This is a genomic window from Roseovarius autotrophicus, assembly GCF_018069895.1.
GTDB lineage: Bacteria > Pseudomonadota > Alphaproteobacteria > Rhodobacterales > Rhodobacteraceae > Roseovarius > Roseovarius autotrophicus.
In genome coordinates this window covers 101,276-125,827 of sequence record NZ_JAGQDH010000009.1, presented here as the reverse complement: position 1 = coordinate 125,827, position 24,552 = coordinate 101,276, and the positions used below count along the sequence as shown (strand labels likewise).

Below are 24,552 nucleotides of genomic sequence, written 5' to 3'. Positions count from 1 at the left end.
CGTCAGCCGTAGACGCCCACCTCGCCCCCCGGCAACGCCGCGTCCTTGAGCGCACCGAAGGCATAATCGGCCACGGAGCGGAAGCAGATCAGGTAAAACACGCCGCTATCGTCAAGCCAGAACGCCGCAGGGATCTGCGCCATGCGCGTGCGGCGTACCATGCCGGGGGTGAAGGCCCCCGGCGAGAGGTCCACCGGGCAGAGCTTGGCCAGGGTTTCCCGCGCGCCCGTGCCCGAGATGCGCAGCACCGTGCGCGCATCCGATACGTTGACGGCCAGGAAATGCTGCCCTTCGAGCGCCTTTTCAAGCGCCGCAATCTTCTGCGCCACCTCGTCATAGGCGCACAACAACAAAAGCTCGTCCGGCGACATCCAGAGCACGGCAGTGCCCTGCCCGCTCAGCGCCTGACGCTGCAAGGGGATGCCAAGGCCCACGGCCTTTTTCACCGCCGCTTTCACCTCTTTCGACGCCAGATCGCCGCGCAGCGTGATCATGCCGGAAAGGCCCGCATCTTTAATCGTGGCGAGCCCTTCGAAGTCGGCCCCGTTCAGGGGGGTCACTGCCTCAGACATTCTGCTTCTCCCCGTCCTTGTCGTAGAAGATGGGATCGACGATCCTCGCCTTGAGGATTCCCCCGTCAAGCGTCGGAAACTCCAGCACCTCGCCCATCCGGTCCGGCCCGTGCCGCACCAGCCCCATGGCGATGCCCCGCCCGAGCGTGGGCGAATGGTAGCTCGAGGTCACGCGGCCTTGGGTGTTGCGCTGGCCATTGGCGTTGTGGCCCGGTGCCGTGGCATAGGCCCCATCGGGCAGCACCTCGCCGCCGAGCGTTTCCAGCCCCACCAGCTTCCAGCGGTTCGGATCGGCCATATGCGAGCGTTCTTGCGCGCGCTTGCCGATATAATCCTCTTTCTTCTTCGAGATTGCCCAGTCGAGCCCAAGATCCTGCGGGATCACCGTGCCGTCGGTCTCGTCCCCGATCATGATGAAACCCTTTTCGGCGCGCATCACATGCATCGCTTCGGTGCCATAGGGCATCACGCCGAATTCTTCCCCCGCCGCCATCAGCGCCTCCCAAAGCGCGCGGCCCCGGCTTGCCGGCACGGCCAACTCAAACGACAGCTCGCCGGTGAAGGAGATGCGATAGATCCGCGCCCGCACCCCCGCGACGACCACCTCTGTCCAGCCCATGAAGGGCAGCGCCTCGGCGCTCAGATCGTCATTGCTCAGCTTTTGCAAGAGCGCACGCGCCTTGGGACCGGCCACGGCGACCTGGGCATAGTGCTCGGTGACATTGGCGGTATAAACCTTCCAGTCCCACCATTCGCATTGCAGCCAGTCCTCCATCTGGCCATGGATCGCCTCGGCCCCGCCGGTCGTGGTGTGGCAAAGGAACGTCTCCTCGTCGAGGCGCACCACCACGCCGTCATCCATCAGGAACCCGTTCTCGTTGCACATGAGACCATAGCGGCATTTGCCCGGCTTCAGCGTGCTCATCATGCCCGTGTAGAGCATATCGAGGAAACGGCCCGCGTCGGGGCCCTTGACGATGATCTTGCCAAGGGTGGAGGCGTCGAGCAGGCCGACACTTTCGCGGGTCTGGCGGATCTCGCGGGTCACGGCCTCATGCCGCCCCTCCTCGCCGCGGGGAAAGCAATAGGGGCGACGCCATTGCCCCACAGGTTCGAAATCCGCGCCGTTGGCTTCGTGCCAGCCGTGCATGGGCGTCTTGCGCACTGGCTGAAAGATCGGGCCGCGCGCAGCACCTGCGATGGCCGAGAGGGAAATCGGCGTGTAGGGCGGGCGGAAAGTGGTGGTGCCGGTCTGCGGAATGGGCTGGCCGAGCGCGTCCGAGAGGATCGCCAAGCCGTTTATATTGCTGAGCTTTCCCTGATCGGTGGCCATGCCGAGTGTGGTGTAACGCTTGGCGTGTTCGACGGATTCATAGCCTTCGCGGGCGGCCAACTGAATATCGGAGACCTTCACATCGTTCTGGTAATCGAGCCAGGATTTCATCCGCAGCCCGTAACGCGCGCCCTGCGGCATGAGCCAGACCGGGGCGATCGGCGCCTCATCGTCGCCCGTCCCTTGCGGGGCGGCGCCGCTCGCGGGCGCATGGCCCGTGGCCCTGGCCGCCGCCTGTCCGGCGGCATGGGCATCCGCCAGCACATTCTTGAGGTTCGTCGCGCCATTGGCGCTGCCTGCGGCGATCACGAAGCCCTCGCCGTTTGCGCCACGCGGCGGGTTCGCCGGGTCGGGGCGGAAATGCGCAGCGCCCTCGTCCCAGATCAGCCTGCCGCCGCAATGGGACCACAGATGCACCACCGGCGACCAGCCACCCGACATGGCGACAGCGTCGCAGCTGATCTCTTCCAGCACCGCGCCCTCGCCCGCCTGCGCGCAGATGGCGACACCGCGGACACGCTTACCGCCCTTGACCGATGCGATGCCCTTGCCGGTCTCGACGCGGATGCCCAAGCCGCGCGCCTCATCGGCCAGGGCACCTCCGCCCGACTGGCGGGCGTCAAGAATGGCGGGGATTTCAAGCCCGAATTTCTTGAGCGTGATGGCGGTGCGGTAGGCGTCATCGTTGTTGGTGACAACCACGGTGCGGTCGCCGATGGAGACGCCGTAGTTGACCGCATAGTCGCGGATGGCAGAGGCCAGCATCACGCCGGGGATGTCATTGCCCGCGAAACTCAGCGGGCGTTCGATGGCCCCGGTCGCGGTGACGATCTGACCGGCGCGGATGCGCCAGAGGCGGTGGCGCGGGGCGTCGAAGCCGGGCGCGTGATCGCTCACGCGCTCATAGCCGAGCAGATAGCCGTGATCGTAGACCCCTGCGCCCATGCAACGGTTGCGCAGGGTGACATGGGGCATGTCTTGCAGTTTTGCAAGTGTAGCGCTGATCCAGTCGGCGACGGGCTGACCATCCACGTCGCCCCCATCCACCGGCGCGCGCCCGCCCCAATGGGCGGTCTGTTCCATCAGGAGCACCTTGGCACCCGCCTCTGCCGCCGCCAGCGCCGCCTGCAACCCGGCCACGCCGCCGCCGATCACCGCGACATCGCAGAAAAAATGGAAATGCTCGTATCGGTCCGGGTCGCCGGGGTTGGGCACCTTGCCCAGACCAGCCGACTGGCGGATGAACGGCTCATACACATGCTTCCAGAACGGGCGGGGATGCATGAACATCTTGTAGTAGAAACCCGCGGGCAGGAAGCGCGCGACCCAGCTGTTGAGCGCGCCGATATCGGCCTCGAGGCTCGGCCAGTGGTTCTGGCTGATCGCGTTCAGCCCGTCGAAAATCTCGGTCGTCGTGGCGCGCTGGTTGGGCTCGAAACGCGCGCCCTCGCCCAGACCGACAAGCGCGTTGGGCTCTTCGGCCCCGCTGGCCACGATGCCGCGCGGGCGGTGATACTTGAACGAGCGGCCCACCAGCATCTGGTCATTGGCCAGAAGCGCCGAGGCGAGCGTATCGCCGGGATGGCCGCGCATGCGCTTGCCGTTGAAGGTGAAATCCTGCGTGCGGCTGCGGTCGAGAAGGCGGCCGCCGGTGGCCAGTCTGGTGCTCATGTCTCAGCCCCTCTTGCCCGTGGCGGGCGTCGTCGATTGAGTATTTCTGGAACGGTGAAGGCTCATGCGAAATCGCGCCATGTCCAGCCGGGGCGTTTGGCGGTGATCGCGTCGCGGATATTTTTGGGCGGCTCATGGGTCTGGGCGGGATAGGTGCCGTAAACCTCGAGCGTCACGGTATCGCGGGCCATGATGAACCACTTGCCGCAGCCGTTGTTGTGCCGCCAGCGTTCAAAATGCGCGCCTTTGGGGTTTTCCTTGGCGAACATATAGGTGTGGAAATCATCGTCCGAGGAACCGGGGCCGAAACGCTTGAGATGCGCCTCGCCGCCCTGATGGAATTCGGTCTCTTCGCCTGTGACGCCGCAGCAGGGGCAGGTGAGGATCAGCATGGGTCAAGTCCTCCTTAGTGGGCGACGCCGGCGGCGACGGATTCGTCGATGAACCGGCCCTGATAGAAACGGTCGAGGCCAAATTCGTCGCAGAGCGGCGAGTGGCCCTTGGCCATGAGTTCGGCAAAGCCCCAGCCCGAGCCGGGGATGGCCTTGAACCCGCCCGTGCCCCAGCCGCAGTTGATGAAAATGCCATCGACGGGGGTTTTCGACAGGATCGGCGAGCGGTCGCCGGTGACATCCACGATGCCGCCCCATTGGCGCAGCATCTTGAGGCGGGCGACCATCGGGAAGGTCTCGATCAGGGCGCGCACGGTTTCCTCGATATGGTGGAACGAGCCGCGTTGCGTGTAGTTGTTGTAGCCGTCGGTGCCGCCGCCGATGACCATCTCGCCCTTGTCGGATTGCGACATGTAGCCGTGCACGGTGTTGGCCATGACGACGCAATCCATGCAGGGTTTGATCGGCTCGGACACCAGCGCCTGAAGCGCCACGCTCTCGATCGGCAGGCGGAAACCGGCCATGTCGGCCAGGTGGCCGGAGTGGCCCGCCACAACGATGCCGAGTTTGTCACAGCCGATGTCGCCGCGATTGGTGGTCACACCCGTCACGCGGCCCCCCTCGCGGGAGATGCCCGTGACCTCGCATTTCTGGAGGATGTGCATCCCCATGGCGGAACACGCCCGCGCATAGCCCCAGGCCACCGCATCGTGGCGCGCCGTGCCGCCGCGCGCCTGATAAAGGCCGCCCAGGACGGGATAGCGGGGGCCATCGAGATTGATGATCGGCACGATTTCCTTGACGCGGGCGGGCGAGATGAATTCGGTGGTCACGCCCTGGAGCGCATTCGCCTGCGCCGTGCGCTTGTAGCCGCGCACCTCGTGTTCGGTCTGCGCCAGCATGATGACGCCACGGGGGCTGAACATGATGTTGTAATTGAGGTCCTGGCTGAGCGTCTCATACAGGCTGCGCGATTTCTCATAGATCGCGGCGGAGGGGTCTTGCAGGTAGTTCGAGCGGATGATGGTGGTGTTGCGGCCCGTATTACCGCCCCCCAGCCAGCCCTTTTCCAGCACCGCGACATTGGTGATGCCGAAATTGCGCCCGAGGTAATAGGCGGTGGCGAGGCCATGACCGCCCGCGCCCACGATGATGACGTCGTATTTCTTCTTCGGCTCGGGCGAGGCCCAGGCGCGTTCCCATCCCATGTGGTCGCGCAGGGCCTCTCGGGCGACGGCAAAGACGGAATAGCGTTTCATGCGCAGGTCTTCCTCGTGGATTCGTGGGCCGGTATCGGTCGGGATCGTAATGCGACGGCAGCGCTTTGAACAGGTGACCGAGGGCGGCGCTTCGCCGGCAAATTGCGACATTGCGACATCGCGGCGCGGTGCCACGGTCGCTTGGCCCTTTTTTCCGCCGCCGCGCCCCTTTACATGGGGGGGCGAAAGGATGTGCTCATGACCTTCTGGATCATCGCGGGGGCGCTGGCCCTTGGTACGGGGATGCTGCTGGCGCTGGCGCTGTTGCGCGGGCAAAGCGGGGCCGAGCCGCCGGCCGCCTACGACCTGCGCGTCTATCGCGACCAGTTGGGCGAGATCGACCGCGACGCCAAGCGCGGGGTGATCGCCGCGGAAGAGGCCGAACGGCTGCGCACCGAGGTCTCGCGCCGGATTCTGGCGGCCGATGCGCAGTTGCGCGCGGGCGGCGAGACGGGCGGACAGCCGCGTGCCGCGGGCATCGCCGTGGCGGCGCTGAGTGTTGCCGTGCTCGCCGGGGGCGGCGTCTGGATCTATGGGCAGGTGGGGGCGCCGGGCTATCCCGATCTGCCGCTGGCACAGCGCATCGCCGCCTCCGAGGTCGCACGCGCCGAGCGGCTGCCGCAGGCGGCGGCCGAGGCGCGTTTCACCCCCGAATTCACCCCGCCCGAAGGGGTGGGAGAGGAGCACCTGGCACTGGTCGAGCGGTTGCGCGAGGTGGTGGCGGCGCGGCCCGAGGATGAGCAGGGTCTTCAGTTCCTTGTCCGCAGCGAAGCAGCCCTTGGCAACATGGTCGCCGCGCGCGCGGCGCAGCAACAGCTTGTGGCCCTGCGTGGCGAGAACGCCTCTGCCGCAGACCACGCCACGCTCGCGGAACTGATGATCGAGGCGGCGGGGGGCTATGTGTCACGCGATGCCGAGGCCGCGCTGCGCGCGACGCTCACGCGTGATCCGCGCGCGCCGACCGCACGTTTCTATCTCGGGCTCTACTTCCTTCAGGTGGACCGGCCCGACCGCGCCTTTAGCCTCTGGCGCGACCTGCTCGAGGACAGCACGGCAGACGCGCCCTGGGTGCCGTTGATCCGCGCCGATATCGAAGAGATCGCCATGCGCGCGGGGATGCGCTATGCGCTGCCCGCCTTGTCGGGTCCGGGCGCGGACGATATCGAGGCCGCCGCCGGCATGGATCCCGAAGCGCGGGCAGAGATGATCAGGGGCATGGTGGTGCGCCTCTCCGAGCGGCTGGCAACCGAGGGCGGACCGGCCGAGGACTGGGCGCGGTTGATCAACGCCTACGGCGTCCTGGGCGAGCGCGAAGCGGCACACCGCATCTGGACCGAGGCGCAAGGCGCGTTCGCGCAGGATGACGCGGCTCTCGCAACCCTGCGCGCCGCCGCCCGAAGCGCGGGCGTGGCCGAATGATCCATGACGACATAGCCGCCTTCGCCGCCGCGTTGCCGCACGGGCGCGGCGTGATGGGGCTTGACCTCGGGACCAAGACCATCGGCGTCGCGCTGTCTGATCGCCTTTTGTCCACGGCAAGCGCGGTCGAAACGGTGAAGCGGCAGAAATTCACCCTCGATGCCGCGCGCTTGCTGGAGATCGCCGCCGCGCGCGAGGCGGGCGGCATATTGCTCGGCCTGCCACGCAACATGGATGGCTCCGAGGGGCCGCGCGCGCAATCCACCCGCGCCTTCGCCCGCAATCTGGCCACGCTCACCGATCTTCCCATCGGCTTTTGGGACGAGCGGCTTTCGACCGTGGCCGCCGAACGCGCGCTGCTTGAGGCGGATACGTCACGGAAACGTCGCGCAGAGGTGATCGACGCGGTGGCCGCGGCCTATATCCTGCAAGGGGCGCTCGACCGGATGCGCCATATGAGGGCAGAACATGGCGGATGATGTCTGGCAACGCGACGAGGTCGAAAGCCCCTGCGTGCGTATCTGTGTTGTCCACCCCGAGGCGCGCATCTGCACCGGCTGCCTGCGCTCCATCGACGAGATTTCGCGCTGGTCGAAGATGAACAACGATGAGCGGCGCGCGGTGATGACCGCCCTGCCCGACCGCGCCGACCTCTTGAAAAAGCGCCGGGGCGGGCGCGCGGCGCGTCTCGCGCGGGGCTGACGCTCAGGGCAGATCAAGCCACAGGGCGCTGGCACCGTCGGGAAGTTCGGGCCGGAAATAGGCCACCATGCGCCCCTCGGGCGGGGCCGAGGCCCCGGCTTGCCACGGGGCCACCCCGTGCAAGCTCATGCGGTGGACAAGGTATCCCGCGCCGGGGCGCGCGTGGACGGCCACGCGCAGGCAGGTCTCGAACACCTCGCGTCGGGCGGCGTGATAGGTGTCGGTCAGGTCCACCTCGGCCCAGTCGCGCGGATGGCGCCCCGCCAGCGCCGCCGCAAAGGCGCGGCGCATGACGTGGTGACTGCCTTCCCAGACCACCAGCGGGCTTGCGCCCTCATCCGCCTCGCTGAGCGGCAGACCGAGGAGATAGGCGTGGCGCTCACGCAGCATCCGCCGCCGCCCCGACCCCACCGGCAAAAGCCCGTCCACATGCGCCGCGGCGCGCACGCGCCGGTAGCGGAACGCCGCTGCCCCCTCGCCCGCGCGCGGGCGCGGATAGCCCGGAAAGACCACCGAGACCTGGGCCCGATGCAGCGGCAGGCGCCCCCACAGCCCCTCGGCCACATCTCGCGCGTGGCAGGAAAGCGGCACGCCGCCCACCCCGCCCTCGGGATCGTTGGGCAGGACATCGACGCCCACCACCCATGTCCCCTCGCACTCGCGCGGGGCCTGAGAAATCACCGGCAAGGCCGCCGCCCGCGCCGCGCGCGCCCAGTCCCGCAGTCCCGGTTCGGGCGCGAAAAGCTGCCAACCCCTGGACAGAAGCGCCACTACCATCCAAGCGCCTTGCGCAGCATGTTGAGCACGACAATCGCCACGAAGATCGCGAACACGCGCCTCAGCGGTCCGGGGTTCATGGCATGGGCCAGCCGCACCCCCAGCGGTGCTGTGATCATGGTCATCGCCGACACAGTCGCAAAGGCCACCAGATTGACCGCGCCGATCGTCAGCGGCGGGCGGGTCTCGGGCGCGACCTCGACCATCAGGAAACCCAGCACCGAGGAGACCGCGATAGCCAGGCCAAAGCCCGCCGAAGTCGCCACCGCCCGGTGTATCGAGATGCCGTGCAACGTCATCAGCGCCACCCCGAAACTGCCGCCGCCGATCCCCACCAGCACCGACAGAAAGCCGATGGCCGGTGCCGTCAGCAGCCGCCAGATCCCGCTTGGCATCACGTCGCCCAGCCGCCACTGCGCGCGCCCGAATCCGAAATAGAGCGCGATCACAACGCCCAGCCCTCCGAAAATCGCCTGCAACGTGTCCGAGCGCAGTCCTGCCGCCACACCAACCCCCAAAAGCGCCCCGGCCGCGATCGCCGGTGTCCAGCCGCGCAGGATCGCCCAGTCAACCGCGCCCTTGCGGTGATGGCTCAGCATCGCACGCGCCGAACTCACGATAATCGTGGCCAGAGAGGTGGCAAGACAGATCTGCATGAGCTGCGGCCCGTCATAGCCGAGCGTCCGGAAGGCATAAAAGAACGCCGGCACGAGGATGAGACCGCCGCCGATACCGAGCAACCCGGCAAGAACGCCGGCAAGGGCGCCGATCGCAAGCAGCATCGCCAGCATCTGCGCCAGAAGGGTGATGTCGGGCAGGATCATGGGCAAGGGCGCGGCTCCGTCCGGGATGCCAGAGCCATACACCGCGCACAACACGGGGGAAAGGCGCGGATGGGGCTTGCCCCCGCAGGGCGATCCGCGCACAAGATCGGCCCCGAGAAAGGATGCCCGATGCCCCGCTATGCCCTGAAGGTCGAATATGACGGCACGCCCTTCGCGGGCTGGCAGCGGCAGGCCGAACAGCCCTCGGTGCAGGGCGCGATCGAGGCGGCGCTGGCGCGCCTTGAACCGGGGCCGCACACCATCGCCGCCGCCGGACGCACCGATGCGGGGGTGCATGCGCTTGGGCAGGTGGCGCATTGTGACCTCACCCGCGACTGGGATCCCTTCCGCCTCTCGGAGGCGCTCAATCACCACCTCAAGCCCCTGCCCGTCGCCATCGTCGCCTGCGCCCGCGTCGAGGACGACTGGCACGCGCGATTCTCTGCCACCGGGCGGCGCTATCTGTTCCGTATTCTCAGCCGCCGCGCGCCACCCGCGCTCGGGGCGGGGCGTGTCTGGCATCTGCGCCATGGGCTGGACATCGCGGCCATGCGCGCGGGCGCGGCACATCTTGTCGGGCATCACGATTTCACCACCTTCCGCTCGTCCATCTGTCAGGCGAAAAGCCCGATCAAAACCCTCGACGAGATCACCATCGACATGGTGGACACGCCGACCGGCCCCGAAATTCACCTGCGCTTTGCCGCACGTTCGTTCCTGCACAACCAGGTGCGCAGCCTTGTCGGCACGCTGGAACGCGTCGGCGCGGGCGCGTGGCGCCCGGGAGACCTGCGCCAGGCGCTCGAGGCGCGAGAACGCGCCGCCTGCGGCCCTGTCGCTCCACCCCACGGCCTATACCTGTCGGGTGTGCGCTACCCGGACGATCCGTTCGCCGATTAACCTTTGAAATCGACCCGTCCCCGCGCTAAGAGCCGCTCATGCGGTCCCGTAGCTCAACTGGATAGAGCAGCTGACTTCTAATCAGCAGGTTCGGGGTTCGAGTCCTCGCGGGATCGCCAGCTTGCCGCCTCGGCGCGGATGCAGTCGCTGGTCCGGCATGGCCCACCCCATCGCATTGCCCCCGCATTGCCGGGTTGCGGGTATGGACGGAATTGCCTAGATAGCGCCCAACGCTTGCGCAAGGATAGGCCCTTCCCCATGGAAAACGTCGTTCTGACCATTCACCTGCTTCTGGCGCTCGGCCTTATCGGCGTGGTGCTCATGCAACGCTCCGAGGGGGGCGGGCTTGGCATGGGCGGGGGTGGCGGCGCGATTACCGGACGTGCCGCGGCCACTGCGCTTGGCAAGGTGACCTGGATCCTTGCTGCGGCCTTCATCGTGACCTCTGTCACGCTTACGATCATCGCTGCCCAGAACGCCTCGGGGGTGTCGGTGCTTGACCGGCTGGGCGATACCAGCGTTCCGGCCCCGTCCGCGCCCGTTGCACCGGGCCTGCCGGATGTGGACTCGCTTCTGCCGCCGCCAGCGGGCGACACCGCCCCTATGGCGCCGCGCGCCGACTGAACACAACGATTTGCGGGCACCTTTCTGCCCGCACCACTATCTAGCGCCCGCCTTGCGCGGGCGTGCAGAATCCTTTATGGATCAAATCCCGTGATCGGGTGGCTTTTTCGGGGCCAGCCGGGGCTTTGACCAAGCGACAGAACCACAGCATCACGGGGGGCCAGCCGCATGGCGCGTTACATCTTCATCACCGGCGGCGTTGTGTCCTCGCTCGGCAAGGGGCTTGCGTCTGCCGCTCTGGGCGCATTGCTGCAGGCACGCGGATTTTCGGTGCGTCTGCGCAAGCTTGACCCCTATCTCAACGTCGATCCCGGCACCATGTCGCCCTTCGAGCATGGCGAGGTTTTCGTCACCGATGACGGGGCGGAAACCGATCTCGACCTTGGCCATTACGAACGCTTTACCGGCGTGCCCGCACGGATGACCGATTCCGTCTCGTCTGGGCGGATCTATTCCAATGTGCTGGAAAAGGAGCGGCGCGGCGACTATCTGGGCAAGACCATTCAGGTGATCCCGCATGTCACCAACGAGATCAAGGAGTTCCTCACCATCGGCGAGGATGAGGTCGATTTCATGCTGTGCGAGATCGGCGGCACGGTGGGCGATATCGAGGGGCTGCCCTTCTTCGAGGCGATCCGCCAGTTCAGCCATGACCGCCCGCGCGGGCAATGCCTGTTCATGCACCTCACCCTTCTGCCCTATCTGGCGGCAAGCGGAGAGTTGAAGACCAAGCCCACGCAGCACTCGGTCAAGGAACTGCAAAGCATCGGCATCGCGCCCGATATCCTTGTGTGCCGCTCCGAACAGCCGATCCCCGACAAGGAGCGCGAAAAGATCGCCCTGTTCTGCAACGTGCGCAAGGAGCACGTGGTCGCCGCCTATGACCTGAAATCCATCTACGAGGCGCCGCTGGCCTATCACCGCGAGGGGCTGGATCAGGCGGTGCTCGACGTGTTCCAGATCAGCCCCGCGCCGCGCCCCGATCTGAGCGTGTGGCAGGACGTGGTGGATCGCATCCACAGCACCGACGGCACGGTGAAAATCGCCATCGTCGGCAAGTATGTGCAGCTTGAGGACGCCTATAAATCCATCAAGGAGGCGCTCATTCATGGCGGCATGGCCAACCGAGTGAGCGTGCAGGTGGAATGGGTCGATGCCGAGATATTCGAGCGCGAAGACCCCGCCCCGCATCTTGATGCTTTCCACGCCATCCTCGTGCCCGGCGGCTTTGGAGAGCGCGGCACCGAGGGCAAGATCAAGGCCGCCGAGTTCGCCCGCACGCGGAAGATTCCGTATCTCGGAATCTGCCTTGGCATGCAGATGGCCGTGATCGAGGCCGCGCGCAACGTGGCCGGCCTCAAGGACGCGGGCTCGGAAGAATTCGACCACGAATCCGGCGCGCGCCGGTTCGAACCGGTGGTCTATCACCTCAAGGAATGGGTGCAGGGCAACCAGAAGGTGACGCGCAAGGTCAGCGACGACAAGGGCGGCACGATGCGCCTTGGTGCTTATGACGCGGTGCTCAAGGAAGGCAGCCGCGTGGCGCGGATCTATGGCACGACGGCCATCGACGAGCGCCACCGCCACCGCTACGAGGTCGATACGAAATACCGCGAGAAACTGGAGGCCTGCGGCCTGACATTCTCTGGCATGTCCCCCGATGGCCGCCTGCCCGAGATCGTGGAATGGTCCGATCACCCGTGGTTCATCGGTGTGCAGTATCACCCAGAGTTGAAATCCAAGCCCTTCGCGCCGCATCCTCTCTTTGCCGATTTCGTGCGCGCGGCGATCGAAACCTCACGGTTGGTTTGAGTCCCGGCCACGGTATTTCAGGATATCGCGATCAACCCCGAGACGGCGCAGGGGCGCAAGCAGCGCGCGCCATAATCCCGTGGCCGCCGGGCGGGGGCAGATGGTCTCAAGCGCAACGCACCGGGACGGATCGAGAATCGCCGCAAGCACGCGCTCGTCAAGAGTCCAGCGGCCCCGGCGCCCCTGGGCCGCGTCGGCGTGCTGGTTGTCCAGCCATGTCCCGAGGGTGGCGCGGCAGAACAGGGGGCGTTCGGGATGCGGCAGGTAAAACCCGCTGTTGACGCGCATGCAGATGTTGTCGAGCAGGCGCACGATCCCGTGGAACGCGGCGGGCACGTCCCGCTTGGGCAGGTAGTTGAACCGCTCCGGTTCGCCCTGAAAGAACACGCAGACGGCTGTGCTCAGGTCCGTTTCGCGGCGCGACATGACCCTGCCCAGACCATCAAGATCACCGTCTGACCACGCGCTCTCCGGCGGGCCGGCGGGCAGCCGGTCACCTCTGGTTTCGACTTGCGAGGCGGCACACGGGGTCTGGCGGTCATCGCGCATCTGGCTGGTTCCTCAACGGCTGGAACCATATCCATCGCTATTCATAACGCGCTTTCTGTGGAGCAATGATGGCGGCGTTGCGGCAAAGCCGCGCTCGCCTATCCGTGATGCGCAACGGCGAAAATCCGCTTGGGACAGGGCGCCCCACGCGCTAGGCTCGACCCATGTTGTCGCGCATCCTTCATGCCTTCTCGGCCCCCAAGCCCGCCCCCCTGCCAGAGCCTGATGAAAAGCTTGCGCTCGGGGCGCTGATGGTGCGCGTGGCGAAATCCGACCGCCATTACGACCTTGCCGAGATCAAGCGGATCGACCGTCTGCTGGCGCGGCTCTACGGGCTGAGGCCGATCGAGGCCGCGAAGATGCGCGCGCTGTGCGAACGGCTGGAACATGACGCCCCCAACACGGCGCGTTTCGGCCATCTGATCCGCGAAACGGTTCGGCTCGAGGCGCGTATCGCCGCGCTGGAGGCACTCTGGGAGGTGGTGCTGGCCGATGGCGAGAGCGCGCCCGAGGAACTCAGCGCGATCGATGCCGCGCGCGAGGCGATGGGGCTGAGCGCCGCCGACAGCGCCTCGGCGCGCGCGCTTGCCGAAGGCCAGGGCTAAGTCGCTTTCGGTCGCCGCCATGGGGGGCCGCCCTTCGGGTTCGAATCATCTGCCCTCCGGCACACAGAGACCCGGTTTCCGAAAGGGACAGGATGCGCCACGGTCCCGCAGATTGACCGCGTTTTGGAAACGGACACACTGAGGCTTTATTTTCGCCACATTCTGATGCGCGCGATGGCACCCAATACGCCTTTCTCGGAAACAATTTCCGACACAATCGGCACAGAAAACCTCACATTATCGCAATTTTCCCCTGAAATTCACAGGATGGCTGTGTGATCTTGCCGGATTATGGAAACAATTCGCCGGATACATCATGGCATAATCAGGGCAATAATGGCGAAAACAGCGCCTTTTCGGAAATATCGAGGCGAGAATATGGCACGATTCTTCTTGGGCGATGGCTGCGGGTTTATTAGAAACAGGATCAGCCCAACTGGGGGGTGACGTTCATAGGTCTCGGGGGCGACCGCATGTAGCCGACACACGCCATGACGCGTGGTCCGGGTGCGATCGCCAGGCTGCTGACCATCCGGTCTGCTGCACATGCGGCGGGGCTTTGACCCACGCTTATTCTGGTGTGACCCTCCCCGGTTTGCGGTTGCCGCGGTCGCCTCTGCACGAGCGTCTCACCTCGGGCAAGAAGGGTGCCATCAGGTGCGCGTGTCCACGCCACCTCGCAGGGGAAGAACGAGATGTCAGTGACCAGGGTCGAAGGTGACAACGGCGCCAATCTGATCGACGAGGATTCCCTCGACGATACCGAAGGTGACCGGATCGACACCTTCAATGCACCCGACGGCGCGAAGGATGATGTGGTCGAGGGCTTTGGCGGCAATGATTCTCTCGATGGCGGGCCAGGCAATGACAAGATCGAAGGCGGACCCGGCGATGACCTGATCTTCGCCGGGTCCGGCAATGACGTGATCTTCAGCGGTGCCGGCAATGACACCATCAATGTGGGCAGCGGCAACAATGTGGCCTTCGGCGGCGATGATCGCGACACGTTCACCGGCTTTGACCCGGATTTCAACAACGTGGCCTTCGGCGGTAATGGCGGCGACGATTTCGACACGCTCGATTTCGGGGATTCGGTCCCCACCGGCGGATCTTTCACCATACGGGAGATGCCGGTGCCGGGCGGCACCGGCACTAATGGCAAGGTCACCTTCTTCGACGACGATGGCAAGAAGACCGGGCAGATCGTCTTCAAGAACATCGAGAATGTCGTTCCCTGCTTCACCCCCGGCACGCTGATTGCAACGCCGCGCGGCGAGGTGCCGGTGGAACATCTGCGCGAGGGCGACAGGGTGATCACCCGCGACAACGGTATGCAGGAAATCCGCTGGATCGGGGCGCGCAGTCTTGACGCGGGCGATCTAATGGCAGCGCCCACGCTGCGGCCCGTGCTGATCCGCGCCGGCGCCCTAGGCAATGGTCTGCCCGAGCGCGACATGCTGGTCAGCCCGCAGCACCGCCTTTTGCTGACTTCCGAGCGCGCCGCGCTCTATTTCGGCGAGCGCGAGGTTCTGGCGGCGGCCCGGCACCTGACCGGCATGGCGGGCATCGACGAGGTGCAGGCCAGCGGCGTCACCTATGTCCACTTCCTGTGCGACCGGCACGAGGTAGTGCTGTCGGATGGCGCCTGGACCGAAAGCTTTCAGCCCGGCGAGCAGGTGATGGACGGCATGGGCGCGCCTGCGCGCGAGGAGATCTTTACCCTTTTCCCGGAGTTGCGCGACAAGGCGGGGATCGCGACCTACCGCGCCGCGCGACGCTCGCTCAAACGCCACGAGGCGCGCCTGCTGGTGGAATGACCGGATGCAGCTGACCGGCCTTGCCCAGCAAGACCGGTCGTGAAATCGGTCTTGGGGGCAAGCCCGGTTTCAACATGGAACAATCCCGGCCATAGTGCCGGGATTGTTTCCTTTCTGGCGCAAGGCAACCGTGTTGCCAGCATCGAGCTTCCCGAGGGCACAGGCTTGATCCGTCATGCCACCCGTGTCACAGTTTCGCCATGGCGCCTCCCTTACCTGACCAGGATGCGTGGGGATAGTTGATCCTGGACCCGGTTTCCGGGTCCGCGTCCGACACAAATTTCCGGGGGTCCGATGCGCGGCATCATCCTGCCTGTCTGCCTGATCCTCGGCGCCTGCGTGGCAGTCCCTCGCCCCGACGAGGCCCCAGCCTCGCGCGCCGCACTGCCCGGTCACGCCATCATGCCGCCGATGAAAGGCTTTTCCGACCCACGCCCGAGCCCACCGCAACGCTCCAACCAGGATATCCTGCGCGATTTCCTCGATCTGAGCTTTCAGATGGAATCGGGCCGGATCCTGCCGAGTTTCTCGCGCTTCGAGGGACCAATCACCGTGCGCGTGACCGGCACACCGCCGGCCACGCTCATGGCCGATCTCAACCGGTTGATCCACCGGCTGCGCAGCGAGGCGGGCATCGATATCCGCCGGGTCGGCGACGATTCGGCCAATATCGTCATCGAGGCCGTCAGCCGCGCCGAGATTCGTCGCGCCCTGCCCTCCGCCGCCTGTTTCGTGGTGCCCAATATCGAAAGCCTGTCGGAATATCGCGGCGCGCGCGGCGCGAGACGCACCGACTGGACCCAGATCACCCGACGCGAGAAGATCGCGATCTTCGTGCCCAACGACGCCAGCCCGCAAGAGACCCGTGATTGCCTGCATGAGGAACTGGCGCAGGCCATCGGGCCGCTCAACGACCTCTATCGTCTCAGCGACAGCGTATTCAACGACGACAACGTGCATGCGGTGCTGACCGGGTTCGACATGCTGATCCTGCGTGCCTATTACGCCCCCGGATTGCGCGCGGGCATGACGCGCCGCGAGGTCGAGGCGCGCCTTCCCGCGATCCTCAGCCGCCTCAATCCGGACGGAGATTCCATCGCGCCGCGCTTTGCCGGATCAACGCCGCGCGCCTGGATCGAGGCGATCCAGACCGCGCTTGGCCCCGGTGCCCGCGGCCCGGCCCGGCGGGCTGCGGCAGCCGACGCCGTGCGCATCGCTCAGGCCGCAGGATGGACCGACCACCGTCGCGCCTTCAGCCATTTCGCGCTTGGGCGTCTGACGCAGGCCGGTGATCCAGAATTCGCGCAGCACCAGTTCATGTTGGCCGACAGGTTCTACGAACAGACCCCCGGCACCGCCATTCACCGCGCCTTCATCGCCGCGCAACTGGCCGGCCATGCCCTTGCGCGTGGCCACAGCGCCGAGGCGCTGACGCTGATCGCACCCAACCTCGGTGTGGCCGAACGTCATGAGAACGCAGCCCTGCTGGCAACGCTCAAGATGCTTCAGTCCGAGGCATTGGCGCTTGAGGGGCGCAGCGCCGAGGCGCGGGCGGTAAGACTGGACAGTCTGGGCTGGGCGCGCTACGGCTATGGCGCGGACTGGGCGGTTCAAGCTCAGCTGCGCGAAGTCAGCGCGCTCAACCCGCTGACAAGATCGAACGGGGCAAGATGATCGTCATTCTAGGGGCAATCCTGGGGGCCGCGACGGGCGGCGTTCTGGCTTGGCGGCGCAAGGGCAAACCCGCCGATATCGCGCTTTATGTCTTTGTCTACATGCTGCTTTTCGCGCTTGGCGGGCTATTTCTCACGCTGATCCTGCACCGCGCCGCCTTGTGAGGCAGCCATGTTCCTGTCCTTCTTCGAGACGCTAAGGAAGACCGGCGTTCCGGTCTCTCTCCGCGAGTTCCTGACCTTTCTGGAGGCGATGCGCGCGGGGCTGGTGACCTATGACGTGGAGGGGTTCTATTACCTCGCCCGCGCCGCCATGGTGAAGGACGAACGCCATATCGACCGGTTCGACCGCGCCTTTGCCCAAAGCTTCGCGGGACTTGAAAGCATCAGCGCCGAACAGGTTCTCAACGCGCTCGACCTGCCCGCCGACTGGCTGGAAAAACAGGCCGAAAAACTCCTGACACCCGAGGAAATGGCCGAGATCGAGGCGCTTGGCGGGTTCGAGAAGTTGATGGAAACGCTGCGCGAGCGGCTGCGCGACCAGCAGGGCCGCCATCAGGGCGGCAACAAATGGATCGGCACCGCGGGCACCTCGCCCTTCGGGGCGCATGGCTACAACCCCGAAGGCGTGCGCATCGGGCAGGAGACAAGCCGCCACCGCCGCGCCGTCAAGGTCTGGGACAAGCGCGAGTTCCGCAATCTCGACGACAGCGTGGAGCTTGGCACGCGCAACATCAAGGTCGCGCTTAAGCGGCTGCGGCAATGGGCGCGCGACGGGGCGAATGAGGAGCTTGACCTCGACGGCACGATCCGCGCCACCGCCGAACATGGCTGGCTTGACGTGAAAACAAGGCCCGAGCGGCGCAACGCGGTCAAGGTGCTGCTGTTTCTCGACGTGGGCGGCTCGATGGATGATCATGTGAAAGTGGTGGAGGAGTTGTTCAGCGCCGCACGCACCGAGTTCAAGCACATGGAACATTTCTATTTCCACAACTGCCTATACGAGAGCGTGTGGCGCGACAACCGCCGCCGCTGGGATGCACAGACGCCCACATGGGAGGTGCTCAATACCTATGGGCCTGATTACAAATGCATCTTCGTGGGCGATGCCAGCATGTCACCCTATGAGATCGCCTATCCGGGGGGTGCCAATGAACATTGGAATGCCGAGGCGGGTCAGGTCTGGCTGGCGCGCGCGCGGGCGCAATGGCCCGCGCATCTGTGGATCAACCCGGTGCCGGAAAAATACTGGAGCCACACGCAATCCATCGGCATGATCCGCGAAATCTTCGAGGGGCGTATGGTGCCGATGACACTTGAGGGGATCGACCGGGGGATGCGCGCGCTGGTGCGGTGAGGGGCGGCGCGGAATGCGCGCGCGCCCACATCGCTCAGGCCCCGATCTTGCCCCCATCCTCGCGGGTGATCACGACAAGCGCCGAGCGTGGCACCGCGTCGCCACCATCGGGCCAATGCGAGACGGAACGCCCGCCCGCGTGGTCCTCGGGCGTGGTTGTGGCACCGGGATGCTGGATGCCCACGAACATCGTGCGCTGATCGGGCGTGGTGCAGACGCCGGTAATCTCCTGCCCCAACGGCCCGGTGAGAAAGCGCCTGATTTCCCCGGTGCGCGGATCGGCGGCAAGCATCTGGTTGTTGCCGAACTGTGCGAAATCGCCCGTGTTCTGCGCCGACTCTCCGATATCGGTCTGGATCCAGAGCCGCCCGTCAGGATCGAACCACAGCCCGTCCGGGCAGCAGAAGATATTGTCCTCATCGAGCGCCACGCCGTCGAAGGTGCGGCTGGTCGCAGGATCGCCCGCGATCACGAAGAGATCCCAGTCGAACGTGGTCGAGGCCGCATCGCCCCGCGCCTCGCGCCAGCGGATGATATGGCCGAACTGGTTCTTGCTGCGCGGGTTGGCGGGATCGACCTGCGCCTCGGTGCGGCGGGTGTTGTTGGTCAGCGTGAAATAGACCTCGCCCGTCGCGGGATCGACCGCGCCCCATTCGGGACGGTCCATCTTGGTCGCCCCTGCCACGTCCGCCGCCGCCCGCGTATTCACCAGAATATCGGCCAGATCGGCAAAGCCCGCATCGGGCGTCAGCCCGTTATGCCCCGGTGCCAGTGCCAGCCATTCGCCACGGCCATCGGGATCGAACCGCGCCGCGTAGAGCGTGCCGTGATCGAGGATGCTGCCATCGCTCTCTCCCGGTTGATAGACATCGCGAGACACGAACTTGTAGATATACTCAAACCGCGCATCGTCACCCGAATAGCAGACCACCGGCTTGCCCGGCTCTGCCTTCTGGAACACCACCCCCTCATGGGCGAAGCGGCCCAGATGGGTCCGCTTGACTGGGGGCTTGTCAGGATCGAACGGGTCGATCTCGACCATCCAGCCAAAGCAGTTGGGCTCGTTGCGGTAGTCTTGCGTGGCGTCGGCCCCCTTGGCGCGCGCATCAAAGCGGACAAATTCATCCGCGCCGCCCCGCGCCAGATGCCAGCCATAGCGCCCGCCCTCGGGCTTGCTGGACAGGCCGTAACGGGCGTGTTCGCGCGGCTGCGCATCGGGGTTCGAGAAATACCCGGCCCAGTTCTCCTCGGCGGCCAGATAGGTGTTCCACGGTGTCACCCCATGAGCGCAGTTGTTGAGCGTGCCGCGCGTGGCGGTGCCACGGGGGCTGTATTTCGTCACCACATGAGCGGTGCCGCGCACCGGCCCCGCAATCTCCATCGGCGTCAGCGCGGTGATCCGGCGGTTGCGCAGGTCGGACACGATGGCCCAGCCCTGCGCCTGCCTTTGCACCCGGAAGACCGAGACGCCATGGGCGTTCATTTCCTTGAGCACCTCGTCATCGTCGCGCGCGCCATCGTGCCAGAGCACATCGCGGCTCGACAGCGGCTTGCCCTTGTAGCCCTCGGCATGAAGGAAACGCGGCTCGATACATTCGTGGTTGAGCACGTAAAGCCCGTCCCCGGAGGAACCTTCGATGGCAAAGAAATGCTGTCCGTCATGGTTCTGGCCGATCTGATGGCCCTGCTCCGCGCCGGTATTGGCCCCGTGAAAGGCGGGCATATCGCCGCTGATCGCGTCCCCCCAGCGGGCGAAGACCTGCGCGTGATAGCCCTCGGGCACCACGACCGCATCCGCCTTGCTAACCGGCACCGGCGTGAAGCCAAGAAGCGGCGCACCCGTGCCCGCCAACGCGCCGCGCGAGGCAAGCCCCGCGCCAACCATGCCCGAGATAGCAGCGGCCAGCCCGCCCATGAGGAAGCCCCGTCGCGAGGCGCGCGCCTCGATCACGTCATAAAAGCTCGGGTTGCCCGAGGTGTTGGATGGACGCTCGTCGCCATGCTCCCAATCGGGGCTCTGGATCGGGGCGGGATAGTCGTTCTCATAGTCGCGCATGGTCGCTCTCCGGTCAGGTGGAATCACGGCTTGGCCGTGAACCATTTGGCTAGCAAGGCCACCTTACAAGACGGCAACAGAAATGTTGCGCCTGCGTGACGGCATAGCCCTTATTGCGCCGCGCGCGCGGCCCCACTATACGCGGCCCCATGCTGGACCAGACACCAAACCGCCCCGCCCTGCCGCCCGAAATCGCGCGGCGCCGCACCTTTGCGATCATCTCGCATCCGGATGCGGGCAAGACGACGCTGACAGAGAAATTCCTGCTCTATGGCGGCGCGATCCAGATGGCTGGTCAGGTCCGCGCCAAGGGCGAAGCGCGGCGCACGCGCAGCGATTTCATGCAGATGGAAAAGGACCGGGGGATTTCGGTCTCGGCCTCGGCCATGTCCTTCGACTACCGCGAGTATCGCTTCAACCTCGTGGACACGCCGGGTCACTCGGATTTTTCCGAGGATACCTATCGCACGCTCACGGCCGTCGATGCCGCCGTGATGGTGATCGACGGGGCGAAGGGGGTCGAGAGCCAGACGCAGAAGCTGTTCGAGGTCTGCCGGATGCGCGACCTGCCGATCCTGACCTTCTGCAACAAGATGGACCGAGAGGCGCGCGACACCTTCGAGATCATCGACGAAATTCAGGAAATGCTGGCGATCCATGTGACGCCCGCCAGCTGGCCCATCGGGATGGGGCGCGATTTCCTCGGCTGCTACGACATGATCCACGACCGGCTTGAACTGATGGACCGCGCCGACCGCAATCGCGTGGCCGAGTCCATCAGCATCGACGGGCTGGACGACCCGAAGATGGCCGAGCACGTTCCGCCCGACCTGCTCAACAAACTCCGCGATGAGGTGGGCATGGCACGCGAACTGCTGCCCGCCCTCGATATCGGGGCTGTGCGCGAGGGGCACATGACGCCGATCTGGTTCGGCTCGGCGATCAATTCCTTCGGCGTGCGCGAGTTGATGGAAGGCATCGGCGCCTATGGCCCCGAACCGCAACCGCAACGCGCCGAACCGCGCCAGATACTGCCGGAGGAAGACAAGGTTGCGGGCTTTGTCTTCAAGGTGCAGGCCAACATGGACCCCAAGCATCGCGACCGGGTGGCCTTTGTGCGCCTAGCCTCGGGGCATTTCCGGCGCGGCATGAAGCTGACCCATGTGCGGGCGAAAAAACCGATCACCGTTTCAGCCCCGGTGCTGTTTCTGGCCGCCGACCGGGAACTGGCGGAAGAGGCCTGGGCCGGCGACATCATCGGCATCCCCAACCACGGACAGTTGCGCATCGGCGACACCTTGACCGAGGGCGAGACCTTGCGCGTCACCGGCATCCCGTCATTCGCGCCGGAACTGTTGCAGAGCTGCCGCGCGGGCGACCCGATGAAGGCCAAGCATCTGGAAAAGGCGCTGATGCAATTTGCCGAAGAAGGGGCGGCCAAGGTGTTCAAGCCCGCATTCGGCTCGGGCTTTATCGTAGGCGTGGTGGGGCAGTTGCAATTCGAGGTGCTGGGCAGCCGGATCGAACTGGAATACGGGCTGCCGGTGCGGTTCGAGCCGTCGCAATTCACCTCCGCCCGCTGGGTCAGCGGGCCGAAGGATAAGGTGGACGCCTTCATCGCCGCCAACAAGGCGCATATCGCCCACGACAATGACGGCGACGTGGTCTATCTCACGCGGCTGCAATGGGATATCGACCGCGTGACGCGCGATTACCCCGATGTGACGCTGACCGCGACCAAGGAAATGATGGTCTGAGGGCCGGATCCGGTCTGTAGTTGACTTGGGCTTTTCACCCGCGCGGCGTGAAGGTGCGGTTGCACGCCACCGCGCGGGCCCCGAGTCCCCTCACCCCATGAGATCGGGCAGGATTGTCACGATATCCGGGAAGAACCACAGGATCGCCAGTCCCAAAACCTGGATCAGTACGAAGGGCAGCACGCCCTTGTAGATATGTCCGGTCGTCACCCCCCTCGGCGCCACCCCGCGCAGGTAGAACAGCGCAAAGCCGAAAGGCGGTGTCAGGAACGAGGTTTGCAGGTTCACCGCGATCATGATGGTGACCCATTTCGGATCAAAGCTGCCGCCATAGATCACCGGGCCGACGATCGGGATCACGATATAGATGATCTCGAGGAAATCCAGCACGAAGCCGAGGATGAAGAGCACCAGCATCACGATCAGGAAGACTTTGAACTCGTTGTCGAATGACTGGAGGAAATCCTGAATGTAGTGCTCGCCCCCGAAAGAGATCACCACGAGATTGAGAAGCTGCGACCCGATGAGGATGGTGAAGACCATGCTCGTGACCTTGGCCGTCTCGCGCACCACCGGCGACAGCACGCCGCCCGCATAAAGCACCCAGCAGGCAAAGAGCAGCCCGAAAAGCGCGTAAAGATAGGCGGCATAGGCGAACAGGAACGCCACCCAAGATTCGACGCTTACCTTGGGCTGGTTGATTCTGAGATCGAAGTTGATACCGATGAGGATGGCAAGGATGATGGCCAGGGTTGAAAACAGGATAATCTTGGGCGAGCGGTCCTGATCGCGCAACTTGCGATAGGCGGCAAGCATGATCGCACCGCCCGCGCCAAGCGCCGCGGCCGGCGTCGGGTTGGTGATCCCGCCAAGGATCGAGCCGAGCACCGCCACGATGAGCACGAGCGGCGGAAAGACCACGCGGATAAGCTCGTTCTTTGCCATGCGCAACGCGCCATGGGCCGCCCCGTAAAAGGCCAGCCCCATGGGAATGGCAAGGATCAGCCATGTCACGCCAGAGGAGGTCGAGGCCCGGATGAAAACGATATCCGCCAGCAGCCCCAGCACGATCCCCAGAGCGCCGATCAGCAGCGGACGCGGACTGGCGGACGGAGCAACGCCGCGCGCCACCGCAAGGATCAGGCCGACCATGACCATCAGAGTCGCGACGCCCGTGCCGATGGGGGCGGCATTGGCCTCCTTCTCGACGCGAAGCTGCGCGATTTCCTCGGGGCTGAGACGCACGCTTGCGGTCACGCCACCGGACTCGTCGATGGCCGCTTGCTGCACCACCGCCGCATCCCAGGCCTCCTGCCCGTGCAGTTCGATCATGGATGCCTTGCATTGCGGGCTGACATTGGTGCGCAGCGAGGCCGCCTGCCCCTGATCGGTAAAGCTGCTTATGGTCAGGTCCTGCGAGCCGACGAAGTTGACCTGCCCCAGAAGCATCGTGCCCGCAATCAGCGCCACCGGCACGCCAAGGAACCAGGTAAAGCTGTCGCGCCGGGTGATGACCTCACCACCCGCGACGCTGGCAAGCTGCACCGCCGGGGCCTTGGACGGATTGAAGAGCGCATAACCGAACGCATAGAGCGCATAAAGCAGCGCCAGCAGGATACCGGGCAGAAGGGCCGCCTGAAACAGCGTGCCCACCGACACGACCGCCGGTGTTCCCAGATAGGTCAGCGCATCGGTGCAGCCCGCCGCGATCGCGCGATTCTCCTGCGCAACCGAATAGAGATCCCCCGCCAGTGTACCCAGAAGCACGATCACGATGGAGGGCGGAATGATCTGCCCCAGCGTGCCAGAAGCGGCGATCACACCGGTGGCCAGTTGCGGCGAATAGCCGTTGCGCAGCATTGTGGGCAGGCTCAGCAGGCCCATGGTCACGACCGTCGCGCCGACAATGCCGGTGGAGGCGGCAAGAAACGTCCCCACCACCACGACCGACACGGCAAGCCCGCCCGGCAGCGGGCCAAAGACCCGCGCCATGGTCGTCAGCAGGTCGTTGGCGATCTTCGATCGCTCCAGCGTGATGCCCATCATCACGAACATCAGAACGGCCAGCAGCGTCTCGATGGCCGCCCCCGCCAGCACGCGCTCGTTGATGCGGTTGACGATGAAACTCACATTGCGGTCAAGCGCCGTCTCCCAGCCCTGAGGAAACACCGAAACACCGGTGCGCGGAAGGTCAGGATATCGGAAGATGGTGACGGAATCCGCCCTGACCCCGGTCGCCAGAACCGCGTTATAGGCCTCGGTGGAGCGGTCGATGGCCTGATGAATCAGAAGCCCCGCGCTATCGAGTCCGGCAATGATCCCGAAAGAGACCACCCCCGCCCCGCCAATGGCAAAAGCCACCGGAAAGCCAGAGAGAATGCCCCCGAAAAGGCACAGAAAGACGATGATCAGGCCGATCTCGACCCCGTCAAGTCCGAACAGCATGGAAACCC

General features: G+C 65.4%; 21 protein-coding genes and 1 tRNA gene. 13 read left to right on the top strand and 9 right to left on the bottom strand.

The window, feature by feature from the left end; genetic code table 11:
• Positions 1 to 2 precede the first annotated feature (2 nt).
• From KAK09_RS11580 to KAK09_RS11565, 4 genes are all read right to left on the bottom strand, one after another.
• The gene (locus tag KAK09_RS11580; RefSeq protein ID WP_210879100.1) at positions 3 to 572 is read right to left on the bottom strand and encodes a sarcosine oxidase subunit gamma; all 570 of its coding nucleotides are present in this window, start codon (positions 570 to 572) and stop codon (positions 3 to 5) included.
• Positions 565 to 3,576: a sarcosine oxidase subunit alpha family protein gene (locus KAK09_RS11575; protein ID WP_210879099.1), complete on the bottom strand. Its 3,012-nt coding sequence runs from the start codon at positions 3,574 to 3,576 to the stop codon at positions 565 to 567. Before KAK09_RS11575 ends, KAK09_RS11580 begins: the two co-directional genes overlap by 8 nt.
• 62 nt (positions 3,577 to 3,638) lie before the next feature.
• A complete protein-coding gene (locus KAK09_RS11570) occupies positions 3,639 to 3,968 on the bottom strand; it encodes a sarcosine oxidase subunit delta (RefSeq protein WP_210879098.1) in 330 nt (109 codons plus the stop codon).
• Between the two features lie 14 nt (positions 3,969 to 3,982).
• Entirely contained in the window at positions 3,983 to 5,227 is a 1,245-nt protein-coding gene (locus KAK09_RS11565; RefSeq protein WP_210879097.1) for a sarcosine oxidase subunit beta family protein, read from the bottom strand.
• Between the two features lie 198 nt (positions 5,228 to 5,425).
• On the opposite strand from KAK09_RS11565, the gene ccmI reads away from it, so the two are divergent.
• The 3 genes from ccmI to KAK09_RS11550 are packed head-to-tail and all read left to right on the top strand — an operon-like array spanning position 5,426 to position 7,348.
• Positions 5,426 to 6,646 carry a c-type cytochrome biogenesis protein CcmI gene (gene ccmI / locus KAK09_RS11560; RefSeq protein WP_210879096.1) on the top strand — a complete coding sequence of 407 codons (1,221 nt, stop codon included), beginning with the start codon at positions 5,426 to 5,428 and terminating at the stop codon, positions 6,644 to 6,646.
• Positions 6,643 to 7,125 carry a Holliday junction resolvase RuvX gene (gene ruvX / locus KAK09_RS11555; protein ID WP_210879095.1) on the top strand — a complete coding sequence of 161 codons (483 nt, stop codon included), beginning with the start codon at positions 6,643 to 6,645 and terminating at the stop codon, positions 7,123 to 7,125. Before ccmI ends, ruvX begins: the two co-directional genes overlap by 4 nt.
• Positions 7,115 to 7,348, top strand: coding sequence for a DUF1289 domain-containing protein (locus KAK09_RS11550; protein ID WP_210879094.1), 234 nt, complete (start codon positions 7,115 to 7,117; stop codon positions 7,346 to 7,348). The genes ruvX and KAK09_RS11550 overlap by 11 nt, the downstream gene beginning before the upstream one ends.
• Positions 7,349 to 7,351: 3 nt before the next feature.
• Here the strand turns inward: KAK09_RS11550 and KAK09_RS11545 are convergent, their stop codons facing one another.
• Entirely contained in the window at positions 7,352 to 8,125 is a 774-nt protein-coding gene (locus KAK09_RS11545) for a hypothetical protein (RefSeq protein WP_210879093.1), read from the bottom strand.
• Positions 8,119 to 8,943, bottom strand: coding sequence for a sulfite exporter TauE/SafE family protein (locus tag KAK09_RS11540; protein WP_210879114.1), 825 nt, complete (start codon positions 8,941 to 8,943; stop codon positions 8,119 to 8,121). Before KAK09_RS11540 ends, KAK09_RS11545 begins: the two co-directional genes overlap by 7 nt.
• Positions 8,944 to 9,078: 135 nt before the next feature.
• On the opposite strand from KAK09_RS11540, the gene truA reads away from it, so the two are divergent.
• The 4 genes from truA (at position 9,079) to KAK09_RS11520 (ending at position 12,285) form a co-directional block, all read left to right on the top strand.
• Positions 9,079 to 9,849 carry a tRNA pseudouridine(38-40) synthase TruA gene (gene truA / locus KAK09_RS11535; RefSeq protein WP_210879092.1) on the top strand — a complete coding sequence of 257 codons (771 nt, stop codon included), beginning with the start codon at positions 9,079 to 9,081 and terminating at the stop codon, positions 9,847 to 9,849.
• Between the two features lie 42 nt (positions 9,850 to 9,891).
• Positions 9,892 to 9,968: transfer RNA gene (locus KAK09_RS11530), tRNA-Arg, on the top strand.
• A 139-nt stretch (positions 9,969 to 10,107) separates the two neighbouring features.
• Positions 10,108 to 10,473 (top strand): preprotein translocase subunit SecG, encoded by a 366-nt coding sequence (gene secG / locus KAK09_RS11525; protein WP_210879091.1) that lies wholly within the window; start codon positions 10,108 to 10,110, stop codon positions 10,471 to 10,473.
• 168 nt (positions 10,474 to 10,641) lie between these two features.
• Entirely contained in the window at positions 10,642 to 12,285 is a 1,644-nt protein-coding gene (locus KAK09_RS11520) for a CTP synthase (protein WP_210879090.1), read from the top strand.
• Here the strand turns inward: KAK09_RS11520 and KAK09_RS11515 are convergent.
• Positions 12,271 to 12,834 (bottom strand): hypothetical protein, encoded by a 564-nt coding sequence (locus tag KAK09_RS11515; RefSeq protein WP_210879089.1) that lies wholly within the window; start codon positions 12,832 to 12,834, stop codon positions 12,271 to 12,273. The two genes, KAK09_RS11520 and KAK09_RS11515, sit on opposite strands and share 15 nt — an antisense overlap.
• 164 nt (positions 12,835 to 12,998) lie before the next feature.
• On the opposite strand from KAK09_RS11515, the gene KAK09_RS11510 reads away from it, so the two are divergent.
• The 5 genes from KAK09_RS11510 to KAK09_RS11490 all read left to right on the top strand — a co-directional run bounded on the left by KAK09_RS11510 (position 12,999) and on the right by KAK09_RS11490 (position 18,286).
• Positions 12,999 to 13,439, top strand: a complete 441-nt coding sequence (locus KAK09_RS11510; protein ID WP_210879088.1) for a tellurite resistance TerB family protein — start codon at positions 12,999 to 13,001, stop codon at positions 13,437 to 13,439.
• A gap of 701 nt (positions 13,440 to 14,140) precedes the next feature.
• Entirely contained in the window at positions 14,141 to 15,256 is a 1,116-nt protein-coding gene (locus KAK09_RS19015) for a Hint domain-containing protein (protein WP_336244449.1), read from the top strand.
• 294 nt (positions 15,257 to 15,550) lie between these two features.
• On the top strand, positions 15,551 to 16,930 hold the full coding sequence (locus tag KAK09_RS11500; protein WP_210879086.1) for a DUF2927 domain-containing protein: 1,380 nt from the start codon (positions 15,551 to 15,553) through the stop codon (positions 16,928 to 16,930).
• Positions 16,927 to 17,094 carry a hypothetical protein gene (locus tag KAK09_RS11495; RefSeq protein WP_210879085.1) on the top strand — a complete coding sequence of 56 codons (168 nt, stop codon included), beginning with the start codon at positions 16,927 to 16,929 and terminating at the stop codon, positions 17,092 to 17,094. Before KAK09_RS11500 ends, KAK09_RS11495 begins: the two co-directional genes overlap by 4 nt.
• A gap of 7 nt (positions 17,095 to 17,101) precedes the next feature.
• Positions 17,102 to 18,286 carry a vWA domain-containing protein gene (locus KAK09_RS11490; RefSeq protein WP_210879084.1) on the top strand — a complete coding sequence of 395 codons (1,185 nt, stop codon included), beginning with the start codon at positions 17,102 to 17,104 and terminating at the stop codon, positions 18,284 to 18,286.
• A gap of 34 nt (positions 18,287 to 18,320) precedes the next feature.
• Here the strand turns inward: KAK09_RS11490 and KAK09_RS11485 are convergent, their stop codons facing one another.
• A complete protein-coding gene (locus KAK09_RS11485) occupies positions 18,321 to 20,342 on the bottom strand; it encodes a PhoX family protein (RefSeq protein ID WP_210879083.1) in 2,022 nt (673 codons plus the stop codon).
• A 149-nt stretch (positions 20,343 to 20,491) separates the two neighbouring features.
• Between KAK09_RS11485 and KAK09_RS11480 the strand changes: the two genes are divergently transcribed.
• Positions 20,492 to 22,099, top strand: coding sequence for a peptide chain release factor 3 (locus KAK09_RS11480; protein ID WP_210879082.1), 1,608 nt, complete (start codon positions 20,492 to 20,494; stop codon positions 22,097 to 22,099).
• A 90-nt stretch (positions 22,100 to 22,189) separates the two neighbouring features.
• Here the strand turns inward: KAK09_RS11480 and KAK09_RS11475 are convergent, their stop codons facing one another.
• Entirely contained in the window at positions 22,190 to 24,544 is a 2,355-nt protein-coding gene (locus KAK09_RS11475) for a TRAP transporter large permease (protein WP_210879081.1), read from the bottom strand.
• Between the last annotated feature and the right edge of the window lie 8 nt (positions 24,545 to 24,552).